The organism is Microbacterium sp. Be9, from assembly GCF_011754135.1.
Taxonomy (GTDB): domain Bacteria; phylum Actinomycetota; class Actinomycetes; order Actinomycetales; family Microbacteriaceae; genus Microbacterium; species Microbacterium maritypicum_A.
The window spans coordinates 859,057-885,098 of record NZ_WNWT01000006.1 but is presented as its reverse complement, the minus strand read 5'-3'; the positions used below and the strand labels follow the sequence as shown (position 1 = coordinate 885,098).

The window sequence follows — 26,042 nt, the reverse complement described above, 5'->3', positions numbered from 1 at the left end:
TGCTCAGCCGACGGTCTCGACGGCTTCGACCGGAGGCGCTCCCACGCCATCGGTGACCGGGCGCTTCGCGGTGTTCGCGATGTGTGCGCGGCTGACGACGATCACGGCGACGATCATGAGTGCGACCCCGAGCCAGTACGGGGCGGCGTGGCTGACCAGCGCGTAGAGCGCCCCCGCGATGAGCGGGGCGGCCGTGCCCATGGCCGCATTCAGTGACTGCGTCGCTCCGCCGAGCCAGCCCTGCTCGTCGTCGCCCACCGCGTTCGACATGGCACCGTCCATCGCCGCCTGGGATGCCCCCTGGCCGGCAGCGAGCATGAGCGCACCGACGATGAACACCCACGGCTGGGCGAAGATCGACGCGACGATGGCGAGCGCCGCGAGACCGACCATCTGCGCGACGATGCCGCTGATGATCACACCGCGCTCACCGATGCGCGGGAGCAGGATGCCGAGCAGCACACCCTGGATGAGGATGTCGATGATGCCGACGGCCGCGGTCAGGAGTCCGATCTGCGTCGGCCCCCACTGGATGGAGTCCAGCGCGAGGACGCTGAAGTTGTTCACGAAGAAGCCGAACGGCAGGGCGAGCAGACCGAAGCCGATCATCAGTCCGCGCAGCTCCTTGCGCCCGAACGCCTCTTTGAAGACCGCGAACGGCTGCACGTCACGCAGCCGGATGGCGCTGATGCGATTGCCGGGCTTGAGGCTCTCCGGAAGCAGGAAGATGCTGAGGATCGCGATCGTGAGGGCGACGGCGGAGGTGAGGAAGACGGGAAGCTGAATGCTCACCGCGGCGAGCAGACCACCGATCCCCGGGCCGACCATGGTGCCGATTCCCGTGAGAGCGCCGAGGAGACCGAAGCGTTTCGCCCGCTGTTCCGGCGGGGTGATGTCGGCGAGGTAGGCGAAGAGGGCGGGGAGATCTCCCGCGGTCAGGCCTTGGATCATGCGCGCGAGCACGAGGACCCAGATCGCACCGCCGATGCCGAACAGCGCCATCGAGAATGCGGCGCCGAACGCGGCGACGATGATGACGGGTCGACGACCGAAGCGGTCGGAGAGCCGGCCGAGGAAGGGGGCGACCAGGAAGGCGCAGAGGCCGTTGACGGCCTCGAGCACGCCCACCCAGATGGCGAGGTCGCTCTCGTGCGAGACGTATTGCAGCACGACGAAGGGCAGGACGGGAAGGACGACCGTCATACCGATGACGGTGAGCATCGTGAGCACGATGAGCATGATCCACGCGCGGTTCTGATCCCGTCGCGTGAGGACATTGGGTGAAGTCATACCGAAAGTGTACCAATACCAGTTTTGGTGTCAAGCCAGGTTTGTAGTCGGTCCACGATAGACTGCTGTCATGACGAACCCAGAGCCCCTCGGACGCCGCGAGCGCAAGAAGGCCGCGACCCGCAAGGCGATCTCCGACGTCGCGACGATGATGTTCCTCGAGCGCGGCTTCGACAACGTCAGCATCCGCGAGGTCGCCGATGCGGCGGACGTCTCCCCTACGACCGTGTTCGCGCACTTCCCGCAGAAGGAGGCTCTCGTCTTCGACGAGGACGACGAACAGCGCGACCGTCTGGTCTCGGCCGTGCGCGACCGGCCCGCAGGACGCACGATCAACCGCGCGATCCACGACTTCTTCGCCGCCGAGATCAGGGCGAACTTCGACGAGCACGGTGATGACGTCACCCGCGTGTTCATGCGCTTCCTCAACGAGACACCCGCCCTGCGCGATTATGCCGCGAAGATGTGGCTCCGACACGAGGATGCCCTCGCCGCGGCCATCGCCGACGAGCTCGGGCTCGCCGAGCCGGTCGCCGAGATCCGCGTCTACGCCCGATTCGTCCTGCAGATGCAACTGCTGATCAACGACAGCGAAGATCCACTCGAGACGGTGGACGCGGGATTCCGGGTGCTCGCGAGTGGCTGGGACCCTGTCGAAGAGCGTCTCGCCAGGTGATTCTCCGGCGCCGGGTCAGTCGTCGCGAGGTCGTCGTCGCAGACTCTTGACGTCGGTGCGCCGTTGCTTGGCCTTCAGCCGGCGCTCCTTCGACCCCCGACTCGGCTTCGTCGGCCGTCGCGGTGGTGCCGGCGGGCGCAGAGCCTCTGCGACGACAGCGACGAGCCGCTCCCGCGCCGCATCCCTGTTGCGCAACTGGGCACGGTGCTCGGACGCGGCGATCGTCAGCACTCCATCGACCAGGCGACCGCTCAGTCGGTCGAGCAGCCTCTCGCGCTGATGCGGTGAGAGCACCGCGGAGTTCGCCGCATTCCAGACGAGTTCAGCGCGGGAATCCGCGGTGTTGACGCCCTGTCCCCCCGGCCCGGATGACCGCGAGAAGCGCCACGACAACTCAGCCTCGGGGATCGTGAGACCCGACGAGACCCGCAGACCGGGGCGATGGGCGGAAGGCATGTGTCCATCATCGGGCCTCGCGGGGCCATCGCGCCTCACCCGGATAGCATGGCGAGGGCGGCAGGACCTGTTTTCCCGAGCAGTCGGCGCCGCCTCATGCGGAGCACGAATGAACTCATACCGGCAGGACGACTGGGCAGCGAGCCCGTCGTATCCGTCGACCGTGAACGAGCCGTATCTGATGGGCACCGGCGTCGTCACCGCCGAGGACACCGGCACCCGCCCGCTCTCCCCTCCGCACAGCCACGCCGACCCGATGCTGGCCTGGTGCTATCGCGGCACGGTGTGGGTGCACCTGCAGGACACGAGGTGGCGCCTCGCTCCCGGTCAGGGCGTGTGGATCCCCGCACGCACCCCGCACACGGCCCATCACGAACCCGACTCGACCGGCTGCTACACGTACATCCCCGACTCATCGCTGATCGCCCCGATCGACGACATCACACGGGTGCTGGTGCCGCGCGCGGTGCAGGAGATGCTGCTCCACCTCGGCATCAACGACATGCCCACCGACCTGCGCGTGCGCATCCAGTCGGTGCTCATCGAGATGCTGCAGCAGCCGCTTCCCGAGGCCGCGAGCGAATGGGGCGAGGTGCCGATGCCGGCGGATGAGCGGGTCGCCCCGCTCGTGCAGGCCGTTCTCGCCGACCCCGGCGACCCCCGCAGTGCGATCGAGCTGTTCCTCGCGCACGGGCTCCACGAGCGTACGGTCCTGCGCATCTTCCAGAACGACGTCGGCATGAGCTTCGGGCGGTGGCGCACCGGCGTGCGGATGACCCTCGGGGCGCGTCTGATCGTCGACGGCACTCCGATCGGTGCGGCCGCGCACCGCTGCGGCTACGCCACGACGAGCGCCTTCTCCGCCGCGTTCAAGGAGCGCTTCGGGCTCACTCCCCGGCAGCACGTGGCGCGCGTGCAGGCCGACGCGGCGCACCAGCTGTACTGGCGGTGACGGCGGGGCGATCCTGATCCCCTGACGGCGAATCCGACCGTCGTTGTCGGTTCCGCGATACAAGTCGTCGCTCCCGCGACACTGAGCGCAGGATCCGCGTTCTAGCATCGTTCTGTTAGGGCATGCTTACCTAACTTCTCGCCGCGTCGACGCGGCAACACCCTCCCCCCTTCCCGAAGGAGAACCATGTCGCTCGCTTCTGCGCGCCCGAAGATCCGCCGAGGCTCGGCCCTCGTCGCCGCGGCCGTCGCCGCCGCCCTCACCCTCGCCGGGTGCTCGTCCACCCCCGAGGAATCGAGTTCCGCCTCCACCGCAACAGACGGCGTGGTCATCGAGCACGGCCACGGCAAGACCGTGATCCCCGAGAAGCCGCAGCGCATCGTCACCCTCGGCTGGATGACGGCCGACATCGTCGCCGCCCTCGGCACCAATCCCGTCGGCATGGAGGAGGTCTGGGGCGCAGGCGAGAGCGGCTACCAGCCCTGGTTCGAGGACTATGTCACCGAGGAGTACGGCGAGACCCCCGAGATCATCCCCTTCCTCGAGGACGGCCCCAACTACGAGGCCATCAAGGAGCTCAAGCCCGACCTGATCCTGAGCCTCTACTCCGGCGTCTCCGACATCGAGTACGAGCGCCTGACCGAGATCGCCCCGACCGTCCCCTACATCGAAGGCCCCTGGAACCCGGGGACCTGGGAGGACATGACCCGCACGGTCGGCAAGGCACTGTCCGAAGAGGACAAGGCCGATGAGCTGATCGCCGAGACAGAGAAGCAGATCACCACCCTGGCCGGCGAGCACCCCGAGTTCGAGGACAAGACCTTCGTCTGGGGTCTGACCCTGAACGAGGGCGGCACCGACCTCGGCGTCTACCTCGAGTACGACCCCCGCGTGCGCATCACCGAGGCCCTCGGATTCACCTCGACCCCGGCGATGGACAGCTTCCTCCAGACCGCGGAGGGCGACAACTGGTACACCGGCGTCAGCCTCGAGAACCTCTACGACGTGGAGGCCGATCTGTTCGCGGCCTGGGGCGGCAGCGCCGACGAGGGCACGTACACGGTCGAGAACAAGGTCGTGTCGCGCTGGAACCCGATCGCCAACGGCTCGTACGTGATCTACGCCGACGACGCCGAGGCCTCGGCCATCAGCGCGCCCACCGTGCTCTCGCTGAAGTACATCCTGCCGACGTACGTCGACGACCTCGCCGGGGCGCTCCAGGGCGAGCCCACCATCACCGGCAAGTGATCCGAGAGATGTCCCTGGCGACGGATGACGGCACGGACGTCTCGAACACGGGTGCGGGGAGTCGTGCAGTCGACTCCCCGCACCGTAACGGGACGCTCGTGGCGGGACTGGTCATCTCGGTCGTGGTGCTGGCCATCGCCGCCATCGCCTCGCTCGCCGTCGGCGCCCTCGCGATCGACCCCATCACCGTGCTGCAGTCCCTCTTCTCCTACGACGACGAGAACCCGCTGCACCTCATGGTCATGGAGCTGCGTGTGCCGCGCACCCTGCTCGGCATCGTCGTGGGTGCCGCTCTCGCGGTGTGCGGCGGCCTGATCCAGGCCTTCACCCGCAACCCGCTGGCCGACCCCGGCATCCTCGGTGTGAACGCCGGTGCATCCTTCGCCGTCACGTTCGCCGTCGGTGTGCTCGGCCTCACCGCCCCCGGCGCCTACGTGCCCTTCGCCCTCGGCGGAGCCTTCGTCCTCACCATGCTCGTCTACATACTGGGCTCGTTCGGAGCCTCGGGGGCGACCCCCATGAAGCTCACCCTCGCCGGCGTCGCCCTCGGCGCGGCCTTCACCGGCTTCACCACCGCGATCGTGCTGCGCGACCACAGCACCCTGCAGGTGATGCGGTTCTGGGGCGTCGGCTCGATCGGTGGACGCACCCTCGACCAGCTCACCTGGGCCGTGCCCCTGATCGTCGCCGGTCTCCTGATCGGACTCCTGTGCGCGCGCTCCCTGAACGCCCTGGCCCTCGGCGACGACCTGGCGCAGGCCCTCGGTGCACGCGTGCGCGTGACTCGCATCCTCGTCATCATCGCCGTCACCCTGCTGGCCGGAACCAGCGTCGCCGCCGCCGGACCCATCGCCTTCGTCGGGCTCATGATCCCGCACATCGTCCGCTGGTTCACCGGCCCCGACCAGCGCTGGGTGCTCGGGTACTCGATGATCATCGGCCCCGCCTTCCTGCTGTTCGCCGACGTCCTCGGCCGCATCGTGCTCCCGAACGGGGAGATGCGCGTCGGCATCGTCACGGCCCTCCTCGGAGCCCCGATCCTGATCATGCTCGTGCGTCGCAAGCGGGTGAGCGGCCTGTGAGCATCGACCAGAAGACCCGCACCGCGCCCCACACTGAGGCATCGCCCGCCGCGTTCACCCCGGTCGATCACGGTCGACGCCTGTTCCGGATCGAGACCGCGCGGATCGCCACGCTCATCCCGGTGCGATCCGTCATCGTCAGCCTCCTGCTGGTCGTCGTGATCATCGGCGCGGGCCTGTTCTCCATGACCCTCGGCGCCTACGAGGTCGACTTCGCGGCCGTCATCCGAGCGATCTTCGATCCCGCATCCGACCCCGACATCCGCCAGGTGGTGTTCGAATGGCGCCTGCCGCGCGTGCTGTTCGCGGTGCTGTGCGGCGCAGCCCTCGCCCTCGCCGGCGGCATCTTCCAGTCCCTCACCCGCAATCCGCTCGGCTCCCCCGACATCATCGGCTTCGGCATCGGCGCACAGTTCGGTGTGACGCTGGTCATGATCGTCTTCGAGCTGAACACCTACATGTTCAAGGCGGCGGGTGCGCTCGTCGGAGGCCTGTTCACCGCGCTGCTCGTCTACGTGCTCGCCAGCAAGAACACGATGTCGTCGTTCCGGCTCATCATCGTCGGCATCGGCGTCTCGGCGGGACTCGGATCCCTCACCTCGTGGATCCTGATCTCGGTCAGCGTCGAGAAGGCCATGATGGCGGCGACCTGGGGCGCGGGCTCGATCGCCTCGCTCGGCTTCGACCAGCTGATCCCGGCGGCGATCGTGTTCGCGATCGTGACCCTGCTCTCCCTCCCCCTCGCCCGCACGCTTCCCGTGCTCGAGATGGGCGACGACGCGGCGACAGCTCTCGGTATCAGTCCCGGTCGCACCCGTCTCGCAGCGATGGTGTTCGGCGTCGCCCTGGTCGCGCTGGTGACCGCCGCGGCCGGCCCCATCTCCTTCATCGCCCTCGCGGCCCCGCAGATCTCGCAGCGCCTCACCCGCTCGAACACCCCGATGGGCACGGTGCCCGTGATGCTGACCGGCGCCGCCCTCGTCGTGGTGTCGGACGCCGTGGCCCAGCTCGTCGCTGTGCCGGTCGGCGTCGTGACGGTGTCGGTCGGCGGCCTCTATCTCGCCTGGCTGCTCGCTGCCCAGTACGCGCGCCGCACCTGAAAGGAACACCCTTGACCGCTTCGCTGCAGGCCCGCGACATCACGCTGGGCTACGGGGACACCCCGATCATCTCCGACCTCACTCTCGAGGTTCCCGACAACTCGTTCACGATCATCATCGGACCCAACGCGTGCGGCAAGTCGACCCTGCTGCGCGGATTCGCCCGGCTGCTGCGCCCGACCACCGGCGCCGTGCTGCTCGACGGCGACGAACTGCGTTCGCTCAAGCCGAAAGAAGTCGCCCGCAAGCTGGGACTGCTTCCGCAGTCGTCCATCGCCCCCGACGGCATCACGGTCGCCGATCTCGTCGGGCGCGGACGCTTCCCGCACCAGAGCGCCCTGCGCACGTGGAGCAGCGCCGACGAGCGCGCCGTGTCCGAGGCGATGGCCGCGACCGGGGTCACCGATCTGTCGCGGCGCCTGGTCGACGAGCTCTCCGGCGGTCAGCGGCAGCGCGTCTGGGTGGCCATGGCCCTCGCCCAGCAGACCACGCATCTGCTGCTCGACGAACCGACGACATTCCTCGACATCGCGCACCAGATCGACCTGATGGAGCTGTTCGCCGACCTGCACCGCAGCGGCACCACGCTCGTCGCCGTGCTGCACGACCTCAACCATGCGGCCCGTTACGCGACGCACCTCGTGGCGATGCGCGACGGGGCCATCGTGGCGCAGGGCGATCCGCGCGAGATCATCACCGCAGAGCTCGTGCACACCGTGTACGACCTTCCGTGTCGAGTGATCACCGACCCCGTCTCCGGGACGCCGCTGGTGCTCCCGCTCGGTCGGCGGACACCGTGACGCCCACGCCGCGGAGGCTCTTCGGGATCGCGCTGAAGTCGGAGGGGCGTGGCATCGCCCTCGCCGGAGCGACCGCGCTGCTCATCGTGCATGCGCTCGCCGAGGCGACGATCCCCGTCATCATCGGTGCGACGATCGACCGCGCCGTGCTCCCCGCCGACCCCGCAGCACTCGCCCTCTGGCTCGGCGCCCTGGTCGGCACGTTCCTCGTGCTGACGGCGAGTTACCAGTCGGCGTCCCACCTCATGGTGTCGATCTACGGCTACGGCGAGCAGGCGCTGCGCCACCTCACGCTCTCTCGGATGCTGCGCCCCCGGCTCTCTCGCCGCACAGTGGCCCCCGGCGAGGCACTCACCTTCGTCACGTCGGACACCTATCGGGTCGCCGGCGTCGCCTGGTCGGTCGCGCAGCAGTGCTCCACGATCGCCGCGATCATCGGAGCCGGTCTCGCGATGCTGGTGATCTCGCCCGTCGCGACGCTCGTCGTATTCGGCTCGACCATCGCGATGATGCTCGTGATGCAGGTCGTGTCGCGCCCGCTGGAACGCCGTGGCCTCGTCGAGCAGCAGGCGGCCACCGAGGCCGGGGCGGTCGCCGCCGACTTCATGAGCGGATTCCGGGTGCTCGTGGGCATCGGCGCCCGCGAGGAGGCCGTGCGCCGCTACATCGCCGCGAGCGACACCTCTCGGCGGGCGGCGACCGCGGCAGGTCGCTCCCTCGCGTCATACGAGGCGGTGAGCGGCACGCTGGCGGCGATCGCGACCACCGCGCTGGCAGGTATGTCGGCCTGGTTCGCCTCCGAGGGCCGCATCAGCATCGGCGAGCTGGTCACGGTGCTCGGGCTCGCTCAGTTCATCAGCGGCTACCTCGCGTATGCGGGCTCCTTCCCCTCGAACTGGATCCACAAGCTCGCCTCGGCCAAGCGACTCGCCGAGGTGATCGACGCCGACGACCTGCTCGATGCGCCCGTCGCGGCGGCCGCCCCGGTACGACCGGCGGAGGACGTCGTCCTGACCTTCCGCGCGGGATCCGCCTCCGCGCCCGTCGAGGTGCGCGAGCGCGAACTGCTCGGCATCCGTCCCGCCGACAGCGACACGGCCCGTGCCCTCTCGCGCCTGCTCGGTCTGCGCACCCGACCCGACCGCGGCCGGGTCGCGCTCGCGATCGACGGTGAATTGCACGATCTGACCGACCTCGACCCGGTCGAGTATCGGCGTCGGGTCGTCGCCCCTCCGCACAGGCAGACGATCGTGAGCGGCTCCCTGCGCGAGGCCGTGCGCGGCCACGGCGTGGAGGACCAGCCGCACGCGCCCTTCATCGAGATGGCGGCGCTGCACGACACCGTGGTGCAGGTCGGAGGGTGGGAGTCAGAGGTAGGAGAGGCCGGGCGACGCCTCTCGGGCGGACAGCGCCAGCGCATCGGCATCGCCCGAGCCCTGCACGCGGAGGCCGACGTGCTCGTGCTCGACGAGCCCACCTCGGCCGTCGACGCCATCACCGAGGCGCACATCGCCCGCGCCCTTGCAGAGCACACCGAGACCGTGATCGTGATCACCACCTCGCCGGTGCTGCTCGGAGCCTGCGACCGGGTCGTCGAGCTTCCCTCCGAAGGATCGGATACACGCCATGAGTGACTCGACCTCGACCGGCGCGCTGCTCCCGATCGCCTCCGGCGCTCGGGTGCGGGCCGTCGTGGGTGGGCTGCTGCGGCAGCATCCCGGTCGCACCGCCGCTGTCGCCGCGCTGTTCCTCGCGGCATCCGCTCTCGGGATCGTGATGCCCGCGTGCCTGGGGCGCATCGTCGATGCCGTGTCGTCCGACGCCGGCTTCGCGACCATCGCCGGGTGGGTCGCCGCGGCCGGTCTGGGTGCCATCGGCGCAGCTGTGGTGATGCTGTGGGCCGTGCGCGTGCTCACCGGCTTGGTGCAGGACATGCTCGCGAGCCTGCGTGAAGACGTGTTCGCCTCGGCGATGCGGCTGCCCGTCAGCGCGGTCGACGACGGAGAGAGCGCCGATCTGCTCTCCCGCGTGACCGGCGACGTCGATGCCGTTGCCGAAGCCGGAGGGAACGTCGCTCCGACCCTGCTGTCCGCGGGGTTCGCGATCGGCGTCTCGGTGGTCGCGCTGACCGCTCTGGATCCCTGGCTGGCGCTCGCGGGGCTTGCCTCCGTGCCGTTCTACATCCTCGGTACGCGCGCTTTTCTGCGGAAGTCCCGTGTGGTGTTCCGCGAGGTGCGGGTGCGCGAGGCCGCCCGCAGCCAGGCCGTGCTCGACACGGTGGACGGCATCGAGACCCTCACCGCGTTCAACGAGCAGGAGCCCGCTCTCGAGCGGGTGCGCGAGCGCGCGGTGGCGTCGATCCACATGCAGATCGAGGGCGTGCGGGTGACGAATCGTCTGTTCCGCTGGATCAACGGCGGTGAGCTCGTCGGGCTGGCCGCGATCCTCGGCGCCGGATTCCTGCTGCAGTCCGCCGGCGCTGTCACGGTAGGCGCGGTCACCACTGCTGCGCTGCTGTTCCATCGCCTGTTCGGCCCGGTCGGACAGCTGATCTTCGGACTCGACGACATCCAGCGGGCAGCCATCGGTCTCGCGCGACTCGTCGGGGTCATCGATCTCGCGCCCGCGCCGGCCGCCCAGAGCCCGGAGACGGAAGCTGCACCGCCGGCATCCGCGGGCATCGAGGTGCGGGACGTGACGTTCCACTACCCCACCACCGGCCGGGGGATCAGCGGCGTGAACCTGCGGGTCGACCCCGGCACCACGGCGGCGCTGGTGGGCACCTCGGGGTCGGGCAAGAGCACGCTGGCGCGCGTCATCGCCGGGCATCACCCGCCGACGTCGGGAAGCGTGCACCTGGCGTCCCGCACAGACGCCCCGTACTACCTGTCGCAGGAGCTGCACCACTTCCGAGGCACGATCGCCGACAACCTGCGCCTCGTCGCCCCCGAAGCGAGCGGCGAGGAGATGGCGGCGGCGCTGCGGGCGGTCGGGGCGCAGTGGGCGGTCGAGGCGATGCGTCGTGAGGAGTCCGCAGAGGGCGAGAGTTCGTCCGCCGATTCCGTCGTACCGCTCGACGAGGGGCGCATCCAGCAGCTCGCGGTCGCCCGCGCCTTCCTCGCCGACCCGGATGTGGTGATCCTCGACGAGGCCACCGCAGACGTGGGGCTCCACCACCGCGAAGCCGTCGAAGACGCGATCGCGGCACTGCGGGAGGGACGCACGGCGGTGCTCATCGCCCACCGACTGCAGCAGGCAGTGACCGCCGAGCAGATCGTCGTCTTCGCCGACGGACGGATGACGCAGCGCGGCACGCATGAAGAGCTCCTCGCGACCGAAGGGCTCTACCGCGACTCCTGGCTCGCCCAGACCCGCAGCACATCCCACCCGGCCCCCACCGACCCATCCCCCACCGAAGAGATTCGCCCTACAGAGACGGAGACTCCGTGAGCATCCACCGCGGCATCGTCAGCAGCACGACCACCCTCACCCCGACCCTGGTCCGCGTCACGCTCGGCGGCGAGGGCGTCGCCGACTTCCTCAGCACCGGTATCGGCGACGAATACGTGCGGGTGTTCTTCCCGCACGGCGACGACCCGAAGGAGGTGTCGCTGCCGGTGCCGGCGGGCGACTGGTGGGAGACGCCCGAGGGTGCGCCCGAGGCCCCGATGCGCACGTACACCATCAGCGGCGTGCGCCCGGACGCCGGCGAACTCGACATCGACTTCGTGATCCACGAGGCAGGTGTCGCGGGCCCCTGGGCCGCGCGGGCGGAGCCGGGGCACGTGCTCGGGTTCAACTCCCCGACGGGCCTGTACTCGCCGCCGGAGGGCATCACGTGGCAGGTGCTCGTCGCCGACCTCACCGGGCTTCCGGCCGTGGCGCGCATCATCGCCGAGGCCCCGGAGGGCGTGCGCACGCGGGTCGTGCTCGAAGTGCCGAGCGAGGCGGACCGCGTCGCTCTCGAGGTGGGCGCCGACGTCGAGGTCACCTGGGTGGTCGGCGGCAACGGCCGCGGTCCCAGTGCGCTCGGTCCGCTCGTGCGCGGCATCGTCGACGACCGGCTTCCGCTCGACGAAGGCTATGTCTGGGTGGCCGGTGAGACCGTGGCGCTGCGCGACGTGCGCAAGTACCTGCGCAAGGAGCTCGCCCTGCCCGCGACCCGCTTCAAGGTCGTCGGCTACTGGACGCCGGTCGTCGCGTGGGACGAGAAGTTCGCCGCCCTGCCCGAGTCGGTGCAGAAGGAGCTGGATGCGATATAGGCCGAGTCCGAGGGCGATGAGCCGGAAGACGTGCAGGTGCGCTTCGAGGAGCGGCTGGACCAGTTGGGGTTGTGAGGCGGAACCCACCCCGGCCGGACCCCCGCCGTGTTCCGGTCGCAGTTCCTGCCGTTCTGCGTGCGTCGAGGCGGCAGCAACTGCGACCGGAACGGGTGAGATGGCTTCAAGTGGACGCGACGGCGGGAGTCGAACCCGCAACGCCTTCAGGTATGAACTGAGGCCCGGGACCGCCCGGATCGCCGCGATGGGAATGACGTTACCCGGCCGTGATCTTCCCCGCCAGGATGGTTGCCTGGGATAACCCTATGAGTCTGCGGATGACGCCTCTTCGTCACCCGGCGTCATCCGGCTCCGGGGCGTCGAGGGCACGCATCAGCCGTGCGACCGCCTCGCGCAACTCGCTCCGGTGCGGTTCGGCGAGCGCCACCGCGTACTCGACGCCCTCGGGGATCCAGAGCAGCGCGTACATGGCCTCGCGCCAGTCCGAGCCTCCGAACGGCCACCGCGTGCGGTCGTCGCCCACAGCGGTCGCACCCTGCCACCACGGCCCGAAGCGCTCCTGCATCTCGGCGAGCGGCAGCTCCATCACGGCGGCCGCCTCGACCTTCTGCGGCGACCACGACGAGGCGACGAGCACGCGCTCCTCGATCTCGTCCTCCGTGATCTCGCGACGGGTGAACAGCACACGCGTGTGTTCCACCGCGGCGATGCGGTCGACGCGGAACGTGCGCCAGTCGTCCCGATCGAGGTCCCAGCACAACAGGAACCACTTGCGACCGGCCGGGGCCAGGGCATGCGGCTCGACGCGGCGCACGCTCTCGCGCCCTTCCCCGTCGAGGTACCGCAGGCGCAGCCGCTCGGTGTCGCGGGTGGCGAGCGCGATCTCCCCCAGCACCTCGGGTGAGACCACCGGCCCTTCTCCGATGCGCGGCGCCTGCACCGATGCGGCGAGCGCGTTCACCCGTTGCCGCAGCGCCGATGGAAGCACCTGCTCCAGCTTCGCAAGAGCCGTGAGCGTCACGTCGGGTCCGCCGACCAGCTGCTGCGTGGCGGCGATGCGGAGTCCGATCGCCATGGTCACCGCCTCGTCGTCGTTGAGCAGCAGCGGAGGCACGGCGCTCCCCGCCTCCAACCGGTATCCGCCGGCGGCACCGGGCGTCGACTCGACCCGATAGCCGAGTTCGCGCAGCCGATCGACGTCGCGGCGCACGGTGCGCTCGGTCACTCCCAGCCGGGCGGCGAGTTCCGTCCCCGGCCAGTGCCGGTGCGTCTGCAGCAGGTTGAGCAGAGCGAGGGCACGGGAGGTGGTGTCGGTCATGCGTCTCAGATTGTCAGAATATGCGGACAGGATCTGTCCGCATTGGTTCTTACGCTCGCTCCCATGAACGAATCCCTCATCGAGACCGAAGGCCTGACCAAGGTCTTCACCGTCAAGAAGACGCCGGTCCACGCCGTGACCGATGTCTCCTTCACCGCCGTGCGCGGAGAGCTCGTCGCCTTCCTCGGTCCCAACGGCGCCGGCAAATCGACGACTCTGCGGATGCTGACCACCCTGATCCCGCCCACCTCCGGCCATGCGCGGGTCGTCGGCCACGACATCCGCTCCGACGCGGCCGGGGTACGCGCACGCATCGGGTATGTCGGTCAGCTCACGAGCGGCAGCTTCTCGCAGCGCGTACGCGACGAGCTGCTCAGCCAGGGCGCCTTCTACCGCATGTCGCGTCGGGACAGCGCCCGGCGAGCGGACGAGCTCATCGACTCCCTCGATCTCACGTCCTTCGCGACCCGCAGTGTGCAGCAGCTCAGCGGCGGCCAGAAGCGCCGACTCGACATCGCGCTCGGACTCATGCACGCACCTCCCCTCATCTTCCTCGACGAGCCCTCCACCGGACTCGACCCGCAGAGCAGGGCGAACCTGTGGGAGCACATCCTCGACCTGCGCACGCAGCACGGCACGACCGTCTTCCTCACCACGCACTATCTGGAAGAGGCCGACCGCTACGCCGAGCGGGTGATGGTGATGGACAAGGGGCGGATCATCGCCGACGACGACGCCGCCTCCCTCAAGGCGACCCTTGCCGGCGACGTGCTCACCTTCGGATTCGCGGATGCCGCCGAGGCGGCGAGCGCCCGCGCCGTGGTCGCCCGTCTCAGCCCGGCGCCGGTGACCGCGGACGGGGAATCGATCTCCCTCGCCGTGCAGGACGGCGACCGGCTGCTCCCGGTGATCGTGCGCGAACTCGACGCCGCCGGGATCCTGGTCCGTCGGGCCACAGGAGTACCGCCGACGCTCGATGACGTCTTCCTCGCCCTCACCGGCCGCACCCTCCGCGATGCCGGAGAAGGCGCGGATGCCACGGGCGAAGCATCCGCTCCCGGCGCCCCCGAGAACAGCCCCGCCTCCGAGAACAGCACGACAGGAGTCCTCTCATGACCGTCAACGACACCATCGTGCGCCCGAACCTCGCGCGCGACACCCGGAACGTGCTGACGCGCGAACTCAAGCCCGTGCTCCGCGACCCGTTCACGCTGATCTTCAGCCTGCTGCAGCCGCTCATCTTCCTCGGGCTGTTCGCGCCCCTGCTGATCGGCGACTCCGGACAGCCGGCCGGTGAGACGCTGGCGTGGTTCGTGCCGGGCGTGCTGGTGATGATCGTGCTGTTCGGCACCGGGTCGACCGGGTCGAACCTGCAGTACGAGATGATGACCGGATCGCACGAGCGCACCCTGGTCGCCCCGCTCGCCCGGTCCTCGCTGCTGGTCGGACGCGCCCTCAAGGAGATCGCACCGATCGTCGTGCAGGCTCTGGTGATCGTGCTGATCGCCTGGCCGTTCGGATTCGCGGCCGACATCCCCGGTCTGCTCATCGGCCTGGCACTGCTGGCCGTGTTCGGAGTGGGTCTCGGCTCGCTGTCGTACTCGCTGGCTCTCGCGACGAAGGATCGGGAGTGGCTGTTCTGGGGTGTGCAGCAGTCGCTGATCTTCCCGCTGCTGATCCTCTCCGGCATGCTGCTGCCCCTGGACGCGGCACCCGACTGGATGCGGGTCGTCGCCTCGGTCAACCCGGTCAACTGGGTCGTCCAGGCCGAGCGTGCCCTGTTCGCGGGAGACCTCGGCGATGTCACCGTGTTGTGGGGCTGGGTCTCGGCGCTCGCCGTCGCGGTCGTCGGACTGATCGTCGGAGTGCGCGCGATCCGTCGCAGCAACTGACCGCGCCCGGTGGTGCGCCGCTGCGGGCATGCCGAAACCCAGACGCAGTGGCGCATCATCCGCGCGTCGTGGCGCGACACCCCGACGGTGGAACGAAGCGTCTGGGTTTCGGCAGCGCCTGAGGACCGCGGCTCAACGGCGCAGGGAGTCGTCGAACGGGTTCGGCTCCAACGTGTAGTCGGTCAACGCGTCCGCCCAGGTTCCCCCGTCGGCGGGCAGTCGGCGTCCGCGCACCGCGGCCAGCGCTCGGGTCGCCGGCGCGCCCATGGCCAGCGCCACCGTCCCTCGTATCGTGCGATCCTCCGCGCCGAGCACACTCGCCCGATGCCAGGCCTCGTGCAGTGATCCGCCGCGGGCCGACGGCACCCGCCGCGCCGGCAGTGCCCCGGAACGCCGCAGCGCCACGAGCTGCTCGACCCGCTCCCACCACGTCGACTCGCCATCGGGGTGGAAGTAGTTGTCGCGCAGCCAGTCAGGGTGCGGATGCCGGAAGCGCCCCGCCACGACCTCGCTACGACCGCCGAGCAGCCCGCTTCCCACGAACACCGTGTTCAGCAGGTTCTTGCTCACCCCGAACGCGTCGAGGGCGATCACGGGCACACCGAGAGCCGTGGCCTCGATGGCGGCGGTGGAGCTCACCGTGACGAGGCCCGCGGCCGTCTCGAGCGCGGTGCTCATCGAGTCGTAGGAGAAGACGAGATTCGGCGGCAGGCGCGACGGCAGCAGCCCCGCATACGGTTCGCGCTCGAGGTGGGTCTCCGACTCCCCCGGCCGCGAACGCAGCTTCACCACCACACGGCGACCCGGCTCGGCCTCGGCCGCCCGCACGAGCATGGCCGCGATCTCGGCCCGCTGGTCTTTCGCGAGCGGAACGAGGGCCTGCGCGGCGAAGACGACGTCGGTCGCCGGTGGCTTGACCGGGGCAGGCCGCGGAGGGCGCTCGGCGACCGCGACGCCACCGCCCCGCGCGGCAAGACCGGCTCGCCGACCCGCCACCGCATCGATGCCGACGCGCTCCGGACGCAGCATGCGCTGCCGCCGCCGGGCGAACGGGAGGGTGGCGAGCGCCGCCGGCGTCTGCACCCCGATGCGGCGGCCGAGTTCTTCGAAGGCCCGCACCTCCCTGTGGGAATGCACGACCAGCAGATCGGTGTGGCGGCGATAATCCAGCGCCCCGCGCTGGGCGGGGATCGCCATGCCGGGCAGTCCCGAGACCGTGACCGGTCGATGCTCCAACGCGTCGATCACGCGTCCCATCAGCCGCACGAACGGTCCGCGCCCCGCGAGCAGGACCACGTCGGGGCGCTGTCCGGCCAGCCAGGCCTCCGTCTGCGCGAACCCGATGCGGGTGACGTCATCCGGTCTGAGCGTCGTGCCGGCGAGAGCCGTGCGCTGCTGCTCGGCGCTGGCCGTGAGCGGTGTGCGCACGAGCAGCAGGTGCGGGCGCACACCCGGCACGGAACCGAGAAGGGAGGCGGCCCACTTCACGAACGAGTCGGCATCCGCGATGGCGACGACGCGGATGCCGGTGGCCGCCGTCATGCCGGAACGCGGCGCAGCTTCGCCATCGGCGCACGCTCGCTGTCGAACACCCGCTTGACTCCGTCGCCGGTCGCACGCTCGATCACCCGGATGTCGCGTACGAGGTGCTCGAGGCCCGTCGGCTCGAGCGAGGCCGCATGGTCGGATCCCCACATCGTGCGGTCCAGGGTGATGTGGCGCTCGACAGCGACGGCTCCGATGGCCACGGCGGCGAGAGAGATCTGCAGTCCGCGCTCATGACCCGAGTAGCCGACGGGCACGCCGGGATAGCGGTCGCGCAGCGTCGCGATCACCCGCAGGTTCGCCTCTTCCGGCTCCAGCGGGTAGGTCGACGTCGCATGCATGAGGACCACCCGATCGGTGCCGAGCGTGTCGAGCGCCCGGTCGATCTGCTCGATGGTCGACATGCCGGTGGAGAGGATCACGGGCTTGCCGGTCTCCCGCAGCGCGATCAGCAGTTCGGTGTCGGTGAGGCTGGCCGAGGCGACCTTGTGGGCCACCACGTTCAACTCTTCGAGGAACGCGACGCTGGGAACGTCCCACGGCGAGGCGAACCAGTCCAGGCCGAGCATCGTGGCGTGGTCGCCGATCTCGACGTACTCGTCGCGCCCGAACTCGACACGACGGCGGTAGTCGAGGTAGCTCATCACACCCCAGGGCGTCTCGCGCGGAACGTCGCGCATGTGCTCCGGCGTCGAGATCTCCGGAGTGCGCTTCTGGAACTTCACGGCATCGGCACCGGCTCGGGCCGCGACGTCGATGAGCTTCTTCGCGATGTCGACGTCGCCGTTGTGGTTCAGGCCGATCTCTGCGATGACGTAGGCAGGACGCCCTCCGCCGATCACTCGTGAGCCGATGCTGACAGTCATGATTCCTCCGGTGTTCGAGCGTTGGTGCTACCCCTCCTTCCTGGATACGGGCCGAGGATGAACACCGGGCGACCGCCGGGTTACCGGCATCGGTCAGCTCGACAACACCCGCTCGATCAGCTCCCGCACCGCACCCTCTCCACCTCTGCGACGCAGCACGACACGGGCCTCTTCGATCACCAGCGGATGCGCGTTCGCGACCGCGACCGGCCACCCCACGATCCGCATCGCCGGCAGGTCGTTGACGTCGTTGCCGAGGTAGGCGATGTCGCCGAGAGGCACCTCGTTGTCGCGCGCCCAGTTGCGCAGCGCCGTCTCCTTGTCGTCGATGCCGTGCAGCACGGGGACCCTGAGCTTGTCGGCGCGAGCGCGGACCACCGGATTCACCTCGGTCGACAGGATCAGCAGCGGCACGCCGGCTCGGCGCAGCAGGGCGACGCCCATGCCGTCCTCCCGGCTGACCCGCACCCGTTCACCGCCGTCGGCGTCGATGATCGCGGTGTCGTCGGTGTGCACGCCGTCGAAGTCGGTGACGACCGCGCGGACCACGATGGGCGTGGGGGCCTCGTGCAGGCGGGCGAGCGCACGGGCGACGCGGAGTTGATCCGCATCGTCGATCTCGATCGCCGTCCACTCCGGCACCGCCGCGATGCGGGTCCTGCCGAAGAAGCGGTGCCTGTTCTCGCGGAAGCCCGCGGCACGGAACACATAGAACGCGCCGGTCTCGAGGTGGTGCGGCTCGCGGTCCTGTCGGCGCGGGCGGTGCGCGGCTTCGTGGTTGATCGCCACCGCCTCGCTCCCCTCCCCTTCCCGCCACAGGAACGCATAGGTCTCGTGAGCCGAGAAGACGCTGTCGGCGCGGTCGGCGCGGATCTCCTCCACGGCGTCAGCGAGCGCATCGCTCGGGATGAACGGCGAGGTCGCCTGCAGGAACGCCACGATGCCGACGGCGGCTCCGTTCACCTCGAGGTCGTCCAATGCATGCAGGATCGCGCTCTCCGAGGTCGCGGTGTCACCGGAGAGCGCCGCGGGGCGACGGACCACCCGCGCGCCGGCCGACGTCGCCACCGCAGCGATCTCGTCATCGTCTGTCGAGACGACGACCAGATCGATGCCGGGTGCGGCGGCCGCGGCGCGGACCGCACGCTCGACCAGGGGCACACCGCCGACGCGCTGCAGGTTCTTGCGTGGCACCTGCTTCGATCCCCCGCGCGCCGGGATGATCGCCACCGTGAGGGGCTTCCGCTCGTCCATCGTCCACATCCTCGTCGTCGCCATCGTCATCGTCCGCGTAGCGCCCGCCACGCACGCCCTGCCCGCCTCCTGGCCCCGAGGGCGTGAAGGCGCCACTCCTCGATCCTGCCCACTCCCCCGGCAGGACGCAGCGCACGACGCAGGGCGTTCTCCGCCGGCGCACCGGGCAGCCGCAGCTCGGCGAGCCGTCGGGGCGTGAAGTACCGAGCACGCTCGTCGGCGTCGAGGCCACGCAGCAGTTCCTCGGCCCGACCCCGCAGGTGGCCGGCGATCTCCGGCTGCATCGCATAGCCGACCGCGTCGATGAGCAGCTGCAGTCGGGCAGGATCGGCATAGGGCGAGTCCTCACGCGTGAGGGCGTCGACCAGGGTGACGGGAATCCGGTTGCTGTTCTCGAAAGGCGTCAGGGCGGCCAGCACGGTGTCGTTTCCCGCCGAACCGATCGCCCGGCCGAAGAGCGCATGCACGGTCGGCAGCGCGGTGGAGAACCCGGCGACCACCGCCACCGCGTCCAGTCGCTCGGCGAGCAGTTCCGCGGGGAGGGGGCCGCGATACTCCTCGAAGTCGATGCCGCGACGGGCCGCTGCCCCTTCGACGGCGGCGGTCACCAGCGGCGGAGCGGCCGGATGCGGTTTGAACACGATGCACTGCGGTCCCCACTGCGCCGCGCGGTCGACCAGGCGCGTCTGCAGATCGATCTCGGCAGCCGCCGTCATCAGTCCGAGCGCCGACAGATACTGTCCGAGCACGAGCACCGTCGGACCGGCCTCGTCCCGAGGCTCGGGGGAACCGGCATCCGTCTCGCGCAGGGCGGCGGCGAACACCCGCGGCGGCACCGGCACGACCTGTGCACCGGGTGACCCGACGAGCGGTCGGACCCCCGGTACGACATCGGCGTAGACGACCTGTTCGATGCGTGCGGCGACGGAGTAGGGGATCCGCACCCGCATCGGCGAGTACGTCATCAGACCATCGCCGATGATCGTGATGCGCGCCTGCGGGAACAACGCCATCAGTGTGCGGGCCGGCGCGACCTGCGGACTCTGCACGAACAGTTCGAGATCGTGAGGATCCAGATCCCACGCGCGTGCGAACAGCCGCTCCAGCATCGGCAGGTCGGAATCGGCCGGCTCCCACGAACTCGGATGCATGGGCCCGAGCAGGTCTTCCCACGGCTCGATACGGTCGAACCGCGCACGCAGAGATCCGAGCGCCGGGTCGTGCGCGATCCCGACCACCGTCTCGGGCACTCGAGACGAGGTGAAGGGAACCAGGAGGCGCTCGCCGACGGACGCGTCGAGGAGTCCGGAATCGATCCCGGCGACGGCCGTCACCAGGCCATAGGCGCTGTGGAGCGCGAAGATCTGCGTCATGCCGCACTCCCTGCCTGTCGGAGGATGCGCGCGAGCACGCGGCGGCGCGGCCCGTCGAAGCGCCCCAGCACCGCAGTCACCTCATCAGTGGGGAGCCGGCGGAGCATGTCGCGGATCCCGGATCGCATCTCCGTGCGCAGCTGTGGGCTCATCCGCCGTGCGCGCACGAGGTGGTGGGAGCTGAGGGCGAGTGCGGTCCAGACGACCTTGGGCAGGAAGCGCTCCGCCTCCGCGTCCTGCTCGACCACTGAGACGACCTCATTCATGGCCCTGGCGAAGTCGAGTTGCCGCCGATCGTGCACCTGCGTCAGCGATGTGGCGACGCCTCGGCGGTAGAGCAGGGCAGGCGCATCGACCACAGCGAACGATCGGGCCTGCAGGTGCAGTCGCCAGATCCAAGGACGGTCCTCCGCTGTGAACAGGCCCTCCGGGAACGCCGCGAGACCGCTGTCGATGATCCGGCGGTGGAAGAGCCCTGCCCAGGCGTAGGGATAGTCGACCATCGTCGACTCGTTCTCGGGCAGGATCGCCTCTCGCGGCGGTGTCACCCGCTCCCGCCACGGGTGCGGTGCGCGGACGAGCGCCCGCTGTCCGTCGGTCACCGTGACGTGGTCGGTGCGCACGAAGTCGCAGCCGAGCTCCCGCATACGCGACAGCAGTACCTCGAGCCGCCGCGGCTGCATCCAGTCGTCGCCGTCCAGGAAGCAGAAGGCGTCGCCCTCGACATGCGCGAGGCCTTGGTTGCGGGCCGTCGCGAGCCCGCGCGCCGTCGGATTCCGGAGCACCTCGGCGTGATCGAAGCACTGCGCGTACTTCTGCATGAGCTCGCCGGTGTCGTCGCGGGACCCGTCGTCGATGGCCACGAGCTTGACCGCTCCGGCATCGTCGAACTGGCGGGTGAGCGTTTCGAGCGTCGTCCCGATGTACTCGCCGGCGTCTTTCGCGGGCAGGATGACGGTGACGAAGGGTGTGCGCACAGGACTCCCGGAGACGGACGGTGTCCGGGAATGGTGCCAGGCGGTCGTTGCCGGATGGCGACGCGGAGGTGAACGATGGGTGTCCACGGAGACGAGCACTGAGGTGTGGTCCCGCACCCGAACGGAACCACACCTCCCAGTGCATCGCACTGCCGAACGTGACACGTTCGGGATGCAGGATCGCAGATACGACCCCGCGGGCCACGGGGTCGTCTGACCCCCATCAGACTCCCCCGAGACGTTCTTCGTCGTCGCATTCGTTCCCAGAGACGAAATCGACCTCCGGTAACATAATACATGCCAGCATGATGGAATCTGCGCGCCGCGATGCCGCGCTCTTCGAGGTTCGGTTCGCACCCGCGCGACGCATCGACGACGATGGGAGCATGCTCTGGCCCTTCGGATCGACCTGGCGTCCCGTGCGACAGCGTCGTCGCGACACCGTCGATCTGCGATGGCTCAGCGCGAGGACGTGGACCAGGCGCTGGTACCCGCAGGGCGTCGACGTCGGCGAGTGGCGCGGGCGACGCACCCTGGCCGTGAGCTGGTTCCGTCAGGAGCTCTCCGGGGAGCACCTCGCCTCCCGCGTCACGCTCGTCGATCTGGAGCGCTCGCGCCACATCGACATCCTGCTCGCGGTCACCGATGACGAGGGCGAGCTGCAACCGGCGCGGATCCACGCCGGCGGGCTCGCCTGGTTCGGGGATCGCCTGTTCGCCGCGGCCACAGGACGCGGTGTCTGGGAATTCGACATGTCCGACATCCGTCAGGTGCACGGCGCACTCGCTCAGCGACTGGCCGGGGCACGCGGTCGCAGTGGACGCACGACGGCGCTCATCGCGGTACGCACCCGCGCGCATCCGATCGCGCTGCGCTGCTCGTACCTCGGCCGCGTGTTCGACGACGCTGGCGCGTCGTTGCCGCGAGTGCTCATCGGTGAGCACCGCACGGATGACAGCGGCCGGATCGGCGAGTTCATCGTCCCCGCGAGCGCCGAGGACGACTTCACCGAGGTCGATCGCTTCACCCCGGGCATCCCGCGGATGCAGGGGGCCGTCCGCTGGGGCGATCGGCACTTCGTGTCGCAATCCGACCGTATGCACCCCGGTACGCTCTGGAGCGGCCGGCGCGAGGCGCTCGCGCCGACTCCGGTGCCGCTGCCGGTCGGATGCGAAGACCTCGCCCTCGACCTCGAGGCGGGACTGCTGTGGTCGCTCGGCGAGCATCCGTGGCGGCGCGTGGTGCGCGGCATCCCCTTCCCCCGACTCGGCATCCCCCGCAGCACCGACGACGGGACCGACGACAGCACCCGCGACGGAGGCCGTCCGCAGCGAACGTAGACTGGAGGGGTGAAGAAGCCCGCGCCTTTCCTCGTCTACACCGTGCTGCGGCTGCTGGCGTTCCTCGTCCCGCTCGCCATCCTCTGGGTGTTCTTCCCGATCTTCCGAGAGTTCTGGTGGCTCGCCGCGATCTTCGCCGCGCTGATCGGCATGAGCATCTCGATGCTGTTCCTGCGTGCGCCCCTCACCGACGCCTCCGCCCGGTTGCAGGAACGCCGCGAGAGCCGCTCGTCCGCCGGACAGGCCGATGCGGACGCCGAGGACCAGGTCATCGACGAGTCGAACGACCCGATCGACGGCGACGCCAGGGCCTGAGCGCCCCGGCTGCGCTCAGCCGACGAACGCCCAGAAGAGGGCGCCCGCGTAGAGCAGCGACGTCAGCGACGTGAGCGCCAAAGCGGTCACGAGTTCCTTGGGCTGCCGGTAGGACCACACGATCGCGATCGCCGGGAGCCCTGCGAGCAGCGCCAGCAGCGAGATCCATGCGATCGGGAACGCCAACGCCAGGAAGGCCGCGATCCCGAACGGCGCGATCACGAAGAGGGTGAACAGCACCTGGGTGGCCCGGCGTCCGATCAGCACCGTCAGCGTGCGCTTTCCCACTTCGCGGTCCTGATCGATGTCCCGCAGGTTGTTCGCGAGGAGCACGGCGCAGGCGAAAAGACCGGTCGCGATCGCACCGAGCCACGCCTGCTGCGGCAGCGCGAAGATCTGTACCCAGGTCGTGCCGAGGGTGGCGACGAGCCCGAAGAACACGAACACGAAGACCTCGCCGAGGCCGTAGTAGCCGTAGGGCCGCTTGCCGCCGGTGTAGAACCAGGCGGCCACGATGCAGGCGGCGCCCACCGCGAGCATCCACCACTGTCCGGTGCGCACGACGATCGCCAGCCCGACGAGCGCGGCGAGCGCGAAGAACACCAGCCCGATGATGAGGACGGTGCGCGGCGCGACCCGCCCGGATGCGGTCAGGCGCGCGGGCCCTACCCGGTGGGCATCGGTGCCGCGCACGCCGTCGCTGTAGTCGTTCGTGAAGTTCACGCCGATCTGCAGCAGCACCGCGACGGCGAGACAGGCGAGCGCGATGACCCAGTGGAACTCGGGCCCGGTGCTGCGCGCGGCTCCCGTGCCGATCACGACCGGCGCGATCGCGAGAGGAAGGGTGCGAAGACGCGCGGCCCCGACCCAGTCGGAGGCCGTCACGGGGCCCGCTTCGACCGCCGGACGCTTCGCCGGGTTGCCGCTCGTGCGGACCGGGGTGCGCTTCGCGGTCGGGGTCTTCTTCTTGCGCTGGGAGGATGCTGCCACGCAGGGAATCCTACTGGCCGGGGCGATGCCCGACCTCAGCGTGAGGGCCCATCAGGAGTTCGGGTTGCTGTCCTTGCCGTCGAGCCACAGAGTGTCGGACGCGTCTGCGTGGGCACCGCCCGTGCCCACGTGCTTGTCGCTGATCTGCGGGCCCTTGGTGATCACGTGCACGAGCGCCATGGCGTGCCCCTGACCGAGTTGGTAGTCCTCTTTGAGCCACGCGACGATCGGCGTCGCCTTGGTGGTGCGGTCGAACCCCTTCTCGGTCGCGAGCGCGATGAACTGCCGCGGGGTGAGGCCGGTCTTGGTCTCGATGTTGTCGAGGTATGCCTGGAAGGACATCGGTGCTCCTGTGGTCAGTCCTCATCGAGGAACGTCTGGATGATGGTGGCGGAGGCGTGGATGCCGATGATGCGGAGCACCCCGTCCCCCACGTTGGTGAAGCGGTGCGGGATGAAGGCGGGCCCGGTGGCCGTGTCTCCCGCCCCGGCCACGAAAGTCTCCTCGCCCACCGCGATCGAGGCAATGCCCTCGATCACGACCCAGGTCTCAGGATAGGGATGCCAGTGCAGCCCCGGCCCTTCCCCCGGCTGGTTCTCGACGAAGAAGTACGACACCTCGGCGCCGTGCTCGGCTCCCACGAACCTGCGGCTGCCGCCCGTACCGATGCGGATGTCCGCCCCGGAGACGACCCCGTTCGATGGTGATGTGCTGTTCATGGCACCAGTCTCGACAGACTCGCGAAGAGTCCCTAGAGTTTCGACGTGGATCGAAACTCCGGCCCGATCGAGGGCGTCGAGCACCCCGATCACCGCGTCGAGTTCCACCTGAGCCCGGGTGACGTCGAGGCGGTGCGGTTCGGCATCTCGCCCGGACACGAGCTCGCGCACGCGGTACGGGTACTACGGCGACCGACCGCCCACCCCCTGCAATGGGGGTGGCTGCGTTCCGTGCGCGACCGCCTCCCCCGCGACGACGTCGCGCTGCTCGCCACTGTGATCGGCGACGACGGCTACTTGCCCGACTTCCTGACGACCACGCCCCGCTGGGACCTCACGCCCGAGATCGAGCTCGACGAACTGCGTGCCGCATCCCTCGGCCCGATGCGCGTCGACTTCGGGAAGATGGTGGCGCGGTCGAGCGGAACCCGGCGAGAGGCTCTCCGCGAGATGCGGGATCACCCCGCCCGCGCCCGCAGCCTGATCGCCGACGCGTGGGGCGCCGTGTGGGACGCCGCACTCGCCCCGGTGTGGCCGCAGCTCGACCGGCTGCTGCGCGCCGACATCGCCGTCCGCACACGCACGATGGCGAGCGCGGGCATCGCCGGCATGGCCGGCGATCTGCACCGACAGGTGACCTGGGGGTCCGGTGCCGTCCGCGTCTCGCTGCGCCGCCACAGCGAACAGGTCGACTGCCGGGGAAGCGGCATGGTCCTGGTCCCGTCCGTCATGTCGTCATGGGGATGCATGGTGCTCACCGAGCCGCCGGCACAGCCCACCCTGTTCTATCCCGCCCGGGGAGTCACGGCCGGATGGGCCCGCGACGCCACCGAGATCGCCGACGCCCTCGGCGCCCTGTTGGGGCCGGCCCGAGCGGCCATCCTGCTCGGCGCCGGCACGGCCCGCACGACCTCGCAGGTGGCACGCGATGCCGACATCGCGATATCGACGGCATCGCACCACCTCTCGGTGCTGCGGGGCGGCGGTCTCATCGCCAGCGAACGCGACGGCGCCAGGATGCTGCATCTGCGCACGCCGCTGGGCGAGGCGATGGTCGGCGCGATGCTCTGACGCCCGCTCGTCCGACTACTCGGTGGAGCCCACCGGGATGATCGGCCGGTGCTCGTAGTACGTCTGCAGGACCACGGTCGTGCGGGTGCTGACGTTCGCCGCGAGCCGCACGTCGCGCACCAGTTCTTCGAGCGCACGCGGTGACGGAACCCGCACGAAGAGCATGTAACTGGCATCGCCGGCGATGGAGTGACATGCCTCGATCGCGTCCAGGTGCTCCAGCAGCTCGGGCGCGTTGTCGGGCTGCGCCGGGTCGAGCGGGGTGATCTCGATGAACGCCGAGAGCGGCGTGCCCACCTGCTCGGGGTCGAGGATCGCCTGGTATCCGGAGATGACTCCCCGCGTCTCCAACCGACGCAGGCGCGACTGCACCGCCGAGACCGACAGCCCCACCGCATCCGAGAGCTGGGAGAGCGTGGCACGGCCGTCACGGGAGATCGCGGTCAGGATCGCGCGGTCGACAGAGTCATCCATGGCTGTAAGATTATCGTCAGGATT

At 69.7% G+C, this 26,042-nt stretch carries 26 protein-coding genes and 1 tRNA gene; 14 read left to right on the top strand and 13 right to left on the bottom strand.

Annotated features, from left to right (window positions below; translation table 11 throughout):
• Positions 1-3 precede the first annotated feature (3 nt).
• Positions 4-1,290, bottom strand: a complete 1,287-nt coding sequence (tet(42), locus tag GLO27_RS15135) for a tetracycline efflux MFS transporter Tet(42) (RefSeq protein WP_021201151.1) — start codon at positions 1,288-1,290, stop codon at positions 4-6.
• A 70-nt stretch (positions 1,291-1,360) separates the two neighbouring features.
• On the opposite strand from tet(42), the gene GLO27_RS15130 reads away from it, so the two are divergent.
• Positions 1,361-1,966 (top strand): TetR/AcrR family transcriptional regulator, encoded by a 606-nt coding sequence (locus tag GLO27_RS15130; RefSeq protein ID WP_021201152.1) that lies wholly within the window; start codon positions 1,361-1,363, stop codon positions 1,964-1,966.
• Positions 1,967-1,981: 15 nt separating this feature from the next.
• Here the strand turns inward: GLO27_RS15130 and arfB are convergent, their stop codons facing one another.
• Positions 1,982-2,422 carry an alternative ribosome rescue aminoacyl-tRNA hydrolase ArfB gene (arfB, locus tag GLO27_RS15125; protein ID WP_167255577.1) on the bottom strand — a complete coding sequence of 147 codons (441 nt, stop codon included), beginning with the start codon at positions 2,420-2,422 and terminating at the stop codon, positions 1,982-1,984.
• A 109-nt stretch (positions 2,423-2,531) separates the two neighbouring features.
• Between arfB and GLO27_RS15120 the strand changes: the two genes are divergently transcribed.
• The 8 genes from GLO27_RS15120 (at position 2,532) to GLO27_RS15085 (ending at position 11,866) form a co-directional block, all read left to right on the top strand.
• A complete protein-coding gene (locus GLO27_RS15120) occupies positions 2,532-3,374 on the top strand; it encodes an AraC family transcriptional regulator (protein WP_029267430.1) in 843 nt (280 codons plus the stop codon).
• Positions 3,375-3,560: 186 nt separating this feature from the next.
• On the top strand, positions 3,561-4,622 hold the full coding sequence (locus GLO27_RS15115; RefSeq protein WP_167255575.1) for an iron-siderophore ABC transporter substrate-binding protein: 1,062 nt from the start codon (positions 3,561-3,563) through the stop codon (positions 4,620-4,622).
• 8 nt (positions 4,623-4,630) lie between these two features.
• On the top strand, positions 4,631-5,704 hold the full coding sequence (locus tag GLO27_RS15110) for an iron chelate uptake ABC transporter family permease subunit (RefSeq protein ID WP_208323803.1): 1,074 nt from the start codon (positions 4,631-4,633) through the stop codon (positions 5,702-5,704).
• Positions 5,701-6,804, top strand: coding sequence for an iron chelate uptake ABC transporter family permease subunit (locus GLO27_RS15105; protein ID WP_021201157.1), 1,104 nt, complete (start codon positions 5,701-5,703; stop codon positions 6,802-6,804). Before GLO27_RS15110 ends, GLO27_RS15105 begins: the two co-directional genes overlap by 4 nt.
• Before the next feature lie 11 nt (positions 6,805-6,815).
• A complete protein-coding gene (locus GLO27_RS15100) occupies positions 6,816-7,604 on the top strand; it encodes an ABC transporter ATP-binding protein (RefSeq protein ID WP_208323802.1) in 789 nt (262 codons plus the stop codon).
• Complete coding sequence (locus GLO27_RS15095; RefSeq protein ID WP_167255571.1) at positions 7,601-9,238, top strand: ABC transporter ATP-binding protein; 1,638 nt, start codon at positions 7,601-7,603, stop codon at positions 9,236-9,238. The genes GLO27_RS15100 and GLO27_RS15095 overlap by 4 nt, the downstream gene beginning before the upstream one ends.
• Positions 9,231-11,054: an ABC transporter ATP-binding protein gene (locus GLO27_RS15090; RefSeq protein ID WP_167255569.1), complete on the top strand. Its 1,824-nt coding sequence runs from the start codon at positions 9,231-9,233 to the stop codon at positions 11,052-11,054. Before GLO27_RS15095 ends, GLO27_RS15090 begins: the two co-directional genes overlap by 8 nt.
• Positions 11,051-11,866, top strand: a complete 816-nt coding sequence (locus GLO27_RS15085; protein ID WP_208323801.1) for a siderophore-interacting protein — start codon at positions 11,051-11,053, stop codon at positions 11,864-11,866. The genes GLO27_RS15090 and GLO27_RS15085 overlap by 4 nt, the downstream gene beginning before the upstream one ends.
• A 186-nt stretch (positions 11,867-12,052) precedes the next feature.
• On the opposite strand, the gene GLO27_RS15080 is transcribed toward GLO27_RS15085, so the two are convergent.
• Positions 12,053-12,128 (bottom strand) — tRNA-Met (locus tag GLO27_RS15080).
• An 87-nt stretch (positions 12,129-12,215) separates the two neighbouring features.
• Positions 12,216-13,202, bottom strand: coding sequence for a WYL domain-containing protein (locus GLO27_RS15075; RefSeq protein WP_167255567.1), 987 nt, complete (start codon positions 13,200-13,202; stop codon positions 12,216-12,218).
• 63 nt (positions 13,203-13,265) lie between these two features.
• On the opposite strand from GLO27_RS15075, the gene GLO27_RS15070 reads away from it, so the two are divergent.
• Both GLO27_RS15070 and GLO27_RS15065 read left to right on the top strand, forming a co-directional pair.
• Positions 13,266-14,318, top strand: a complete 1,053-nt coding sequence (locus tag GLO27_RS15070; RefSeq protein WP_167255565.1) for an ATP-binding cassette domain-containing protein — start codon at positions 13,266-13,268, stop codon at positions 14,316-14,318.
• Positions 14,315-15,094, top strand: a complete 780-nt coding sequence (locus GLO27_RS15065) for an ABC transporter permease (protein WP_167255563.1) — start codon at positions 14,315-14,317, stop codon at positions 15,092-15,094. Before GLO27_RS15070 ends, GLO27_RS15065 begins: the two co-directional genes overlap by 4 nt.
• Positions 15,095-15,226: 132 nt before the next feature.
• Here the strand turns inward: GLO27_RS15065 and GLO27_RS15060 are convergent, their stop codons facing one another.
• The 5 genes from GLO27_RS15060 to GLO27_RS15040 form a co-directional block, all read right to left on the bottom strand.
• A complete protein-coding gene (locus tag GLO27_RS15060; protein WP_052514725.1) occupies positions 15,227-16,636 on the bottom strand; it encodes a DUF6716 putative glycosyltransferase in 1,410 nt (469 codons plus the stop codon).
• Positions 16,633-17,505, bottom strand: coding sequence for an N-acetylneuraminate synthase family protein (locus tag GLO27_RS15055; RefSeq protein ID WP_021201165.1), 873 nt, complete (start codon positions 17,503-17,505; stop codon positions 16,633-16,635). The genes GLO27_RS15060 and GLO27_RS15055 overlap by 4 nt, the downstream gene beginning before the upstream one ends.
• A 93-nt stretch (positions 17,506-17,598) precedes the next feature.
• Complete coding sequence (locus GLO27_RS15050; RefSeq protein ID WP_031208005.1) at positions 17,599-18,759, bottom strand: acylneuraminate cytidylyltransferase; 1,161 nt, start codon at positions 18,757-18,759, stop codon at positions 17,599-17,601.
• Between the two features lie 26 nt (positions 18,760-18,785).
• Positions 18,786-20,132 carry a polysialyltransferase family glycosyltransferase gene (locus GLO27_RS15045; RefSeq protein ID WP_021201167.1) on the bottom strand — a complete coding sequence of 449 codons (1,347 nt, stop codon included), beginning with the start codon at positions 20,130-20,132 and terminating at the stop codon, positions 18,786-18,788.
• On the bottom strand, positions 20,129-21,109 hold the full coding sequence (locus GLO27_RS15040) for a glycosyltransferase family 2 protein (RefSeq protein WP_167255561.1): 981 nt from the start codon (positions 21,107-21,109) through the stop codon (positions 20,129-20,131). Before GLO27_RS15040 ends, GLO27_RS15045 begins: the two co-directional genes overlap by 4 nt.
• A 305-nt stretch (positions 21,110-21,414) precedes the next feature.
• On the opposite strand from GLO27_RS15040, the gene GLO27_RS15035 reads away from it, so the two are divergent.
• Both GLO27_RS15035 and GLO27_RS15030 read left to right on the top strand, forming a co-directional pair.
• Positions 21,415-22,449 carry a hypothetical protein gene (locus tag GLO27_RS15035; RefSeq protein ID WP_021201169.1) on the top strand — a complete coding sequence of 345 codons (1,035 nt, stop codon included), beginning with the start codon at positions 21,415-21,417 and terminating at the stop codon, positions 22,447-22,449.
• Positions 22,450-22,458: 9 nt separating this feature from the next.
• Positions 22,459-22,764, top strand: coding sequence for a DUF4229 domain-containing protein (locus GLO27_RS15030; protein WP_136024437.1), 306 nt, complete (start codon positions 22,459-22,461; stop codon positions 22,762-22,764).
• 15 nt (positions 22,765-22,779) lie between these two features.
• On the opposite strand, the gene GLO27_RS15025 is transcribed toward GLO27_RS15030, so the two are convergent.
• Genes GLO27_RS15025 through GLO27_RS15015 form a run of 3 tightly spaced genes read right to left on the bottom strand, consistent with a single transcriptional unit; the run spans position 22,780 to position 24,473 of the window.
• Positions 22,780-23,754, bottom strand: a complete 975-nt coding sequence (locus GLO27_RS15025; protein ID WP_136024438.1) for a 1,4-dihydroxy-2-naphthoate polyprenyltransferase — start codon at positions 23,752-23,754, stop codon at positions 22,780-22,782.
• A 51-nt stretch (positions 23,755-23,805) separates the two neighbouring features.
• Positions 23,806-24,096 (bottom strand): DUF4287 domain-containing protein, encoded by a 291-nt coding sequence (locus GLO27_RS15020; protein ID WP_021201172.1) that lies wholly within the window; start codon positions 24,094-24,096, stop codon positions 23,806-23,808.
• 14 nt (positions 24,097-24,110) lie between these two features.
• Positions 24,111-24,473, bottom strand: coding sequence for a cupin domain-containing protein (locus tag GLO27_RS15015; RefSeq protein WP_021201173.1), 363 nt, complete (start codon positions 24,471-24,473; stop codon positions 24,111-24,113).
• Positions 24,474-24,518: 45 nt separating this feature from the next.
• Between GLO27_RS15015 and GLO27_RS15010 the strand changes: the two genes are divergently transcribed.
• On the top strand, positions 24,519-25,544 hold the full coding sequence (locus tag GLO27_RS15010; RefSeq protein WP_081859773.1) for a DUF5937 family protein: 1,026 nt from the start codon (positions 24,519-24,521) through the stop codon (positions 25,542-25,544).
• A 15-nt stretch (positions 25,545-25,559) separates the two neighbouring features.
• Here the strand turns inward: GLO27_RS15010 and GLO27_RS15005 are convergent, their stop codons facing one another.
• A complete protein-coding gene (locus GLO27_RS15005) occupies positions 25,560-26,018 on the bottom strand; it encodes an Lrp/AsnC family transcriptional regulator (protein WP_017829260.1) in 459 nt (152 codons plus the stop codon).
• Between the last annotated feature and the right edge of the window lie 24 nt (positions 26,019-26,042).

What these genes read in the sequence shown, in the direction of transcription:
- GLO27_RS15055 (WP_021201165.1), bottom strand. Translation starts at nt 17,505, where the DNA reads ATGACTGTCAGCATCGGCTCACGAGTGATCGGCGGAGGGCGTCCTGCC.
- GLO27_RS15050 (WP_031208005.1), bottom strand. Translation starts at nt 18,759, where the DNA reads ATGGACGAGCGGAAGCCCCTCACGGTGGCGATCATCCCGGCGCGCGGG.
- GLO27_RS15060 (WP_052514725.1), bottom strand. Translation starts at nt 16,636, where the DNA reads ATGACGGCGGCCACCGGCATCCGCGTCGTCGCCATCGCGGATGCCGAC.
- GLO27_RS15110 (WP_208323803.1), top strand. Translation starts at nt 4,631, where the DNA reads ATGTCCCTGGCGACGGATGACGGCACGGACGTCTCGAACACGGGTGCG.
- GLO27_RS15115 (WP_167255575.1), top strand. Translation starts at nt 3,561, where the DNA reads ATGTCGCTCGCTTCTGCGCGCCCGAAGATCCGCCGAGGCTCGGCCCTC.
- GLO27_RS15070 (WP_167255565.1), top strand. Translation starts at nt 13,266, where the DNA reads ATGAACGAATCCCTCATCGAGACCGAAGGCCTGACCAAGGTCTTCACC.
- GLO27_RS15130 (WP_021201152.1), top strand. Translation starts at nt 1,361, where the DNA reads ATGACGAACCCAGAGCCCCTCGGACGCCGCGAGCGCAAGAAGGCCGCG.
- GLO27_RS15005 (WP_017829260.1), bottom strand. Translation starts at nt 26,018, where the DNA reads ATGGATGACTCTGTCGACCGCGCGATCCTGACCGCGATCTCCCGTGAC.
- GLO27_RS15065 (WP_167255563.1), top strand. Translation starts at nt 14,315, where the DNA reads ATGACCGTCAACGACACCATCGTGCGCCCGAACCTCGCGCGCGACACC.
- GLO27_RS15075 (WP_167255567.1), bottom strand. Translation starts at nt 13,202, where the DNA reads ATGACCGACACCACCTCCCGTGCCCTCGCTCTGCTCAACCTGCTGCAG.
- GLO27_RS15120 (WP_029267430.1), top strand. Translation starts at nt 2,532, where the DNA reads ATGAACTCATACCGGCAGGACGACTGGGCAGCGAGCCCGTCGTATCCG.
- GLO27_RS15020 (WP_021201172.1), bottom strand. Translation starts at nt 24,096, where the DNA reads ATGTCCTTCCAGGCATACCTCGACAACATCGAGACCAAGACCGGCCTC.
- GLO27_RS15015 (WP_021201173.1), bottom strand. Translation starts at nt 24,473, where the DNA reads ATGAACAGCACATCACCATCGAACGGGGTCGTCTCCGGGGCGGACATC.
- GLO27_RS15045 (WP_021201167.1), bottom strand. Translation starts at nt 20,132, where the DNA reads ATGACGCAGATCTTCGCGCTCCACAGCGCCTATGGCCTGGTGACGGCC.
- GLO27_RS15035 (WP_021201169.1), top strand. Translation starts at nt 21,415, where the DNA reads ATGATGGAATCTGCGCGCCGCGATGCCGCGCTCTTCGAGGTTCGGTTC.
- GLO27_RS15090 (WP_167255569.1), top strand. Translation starts at nt 9,231, where the DNA reads ATGAGTGACTCGACCTCGACCGGCGCGCTGCTCCCGATCGCCTCCGGC.
- arfB (WP_167255577.1), bottom strand. Translation starts at nt 2,422, where the DNA reads ATGCCTTCCGCCCATCGCCCCGGTCTGCGGGTCTCGTCGGGTCTCACG.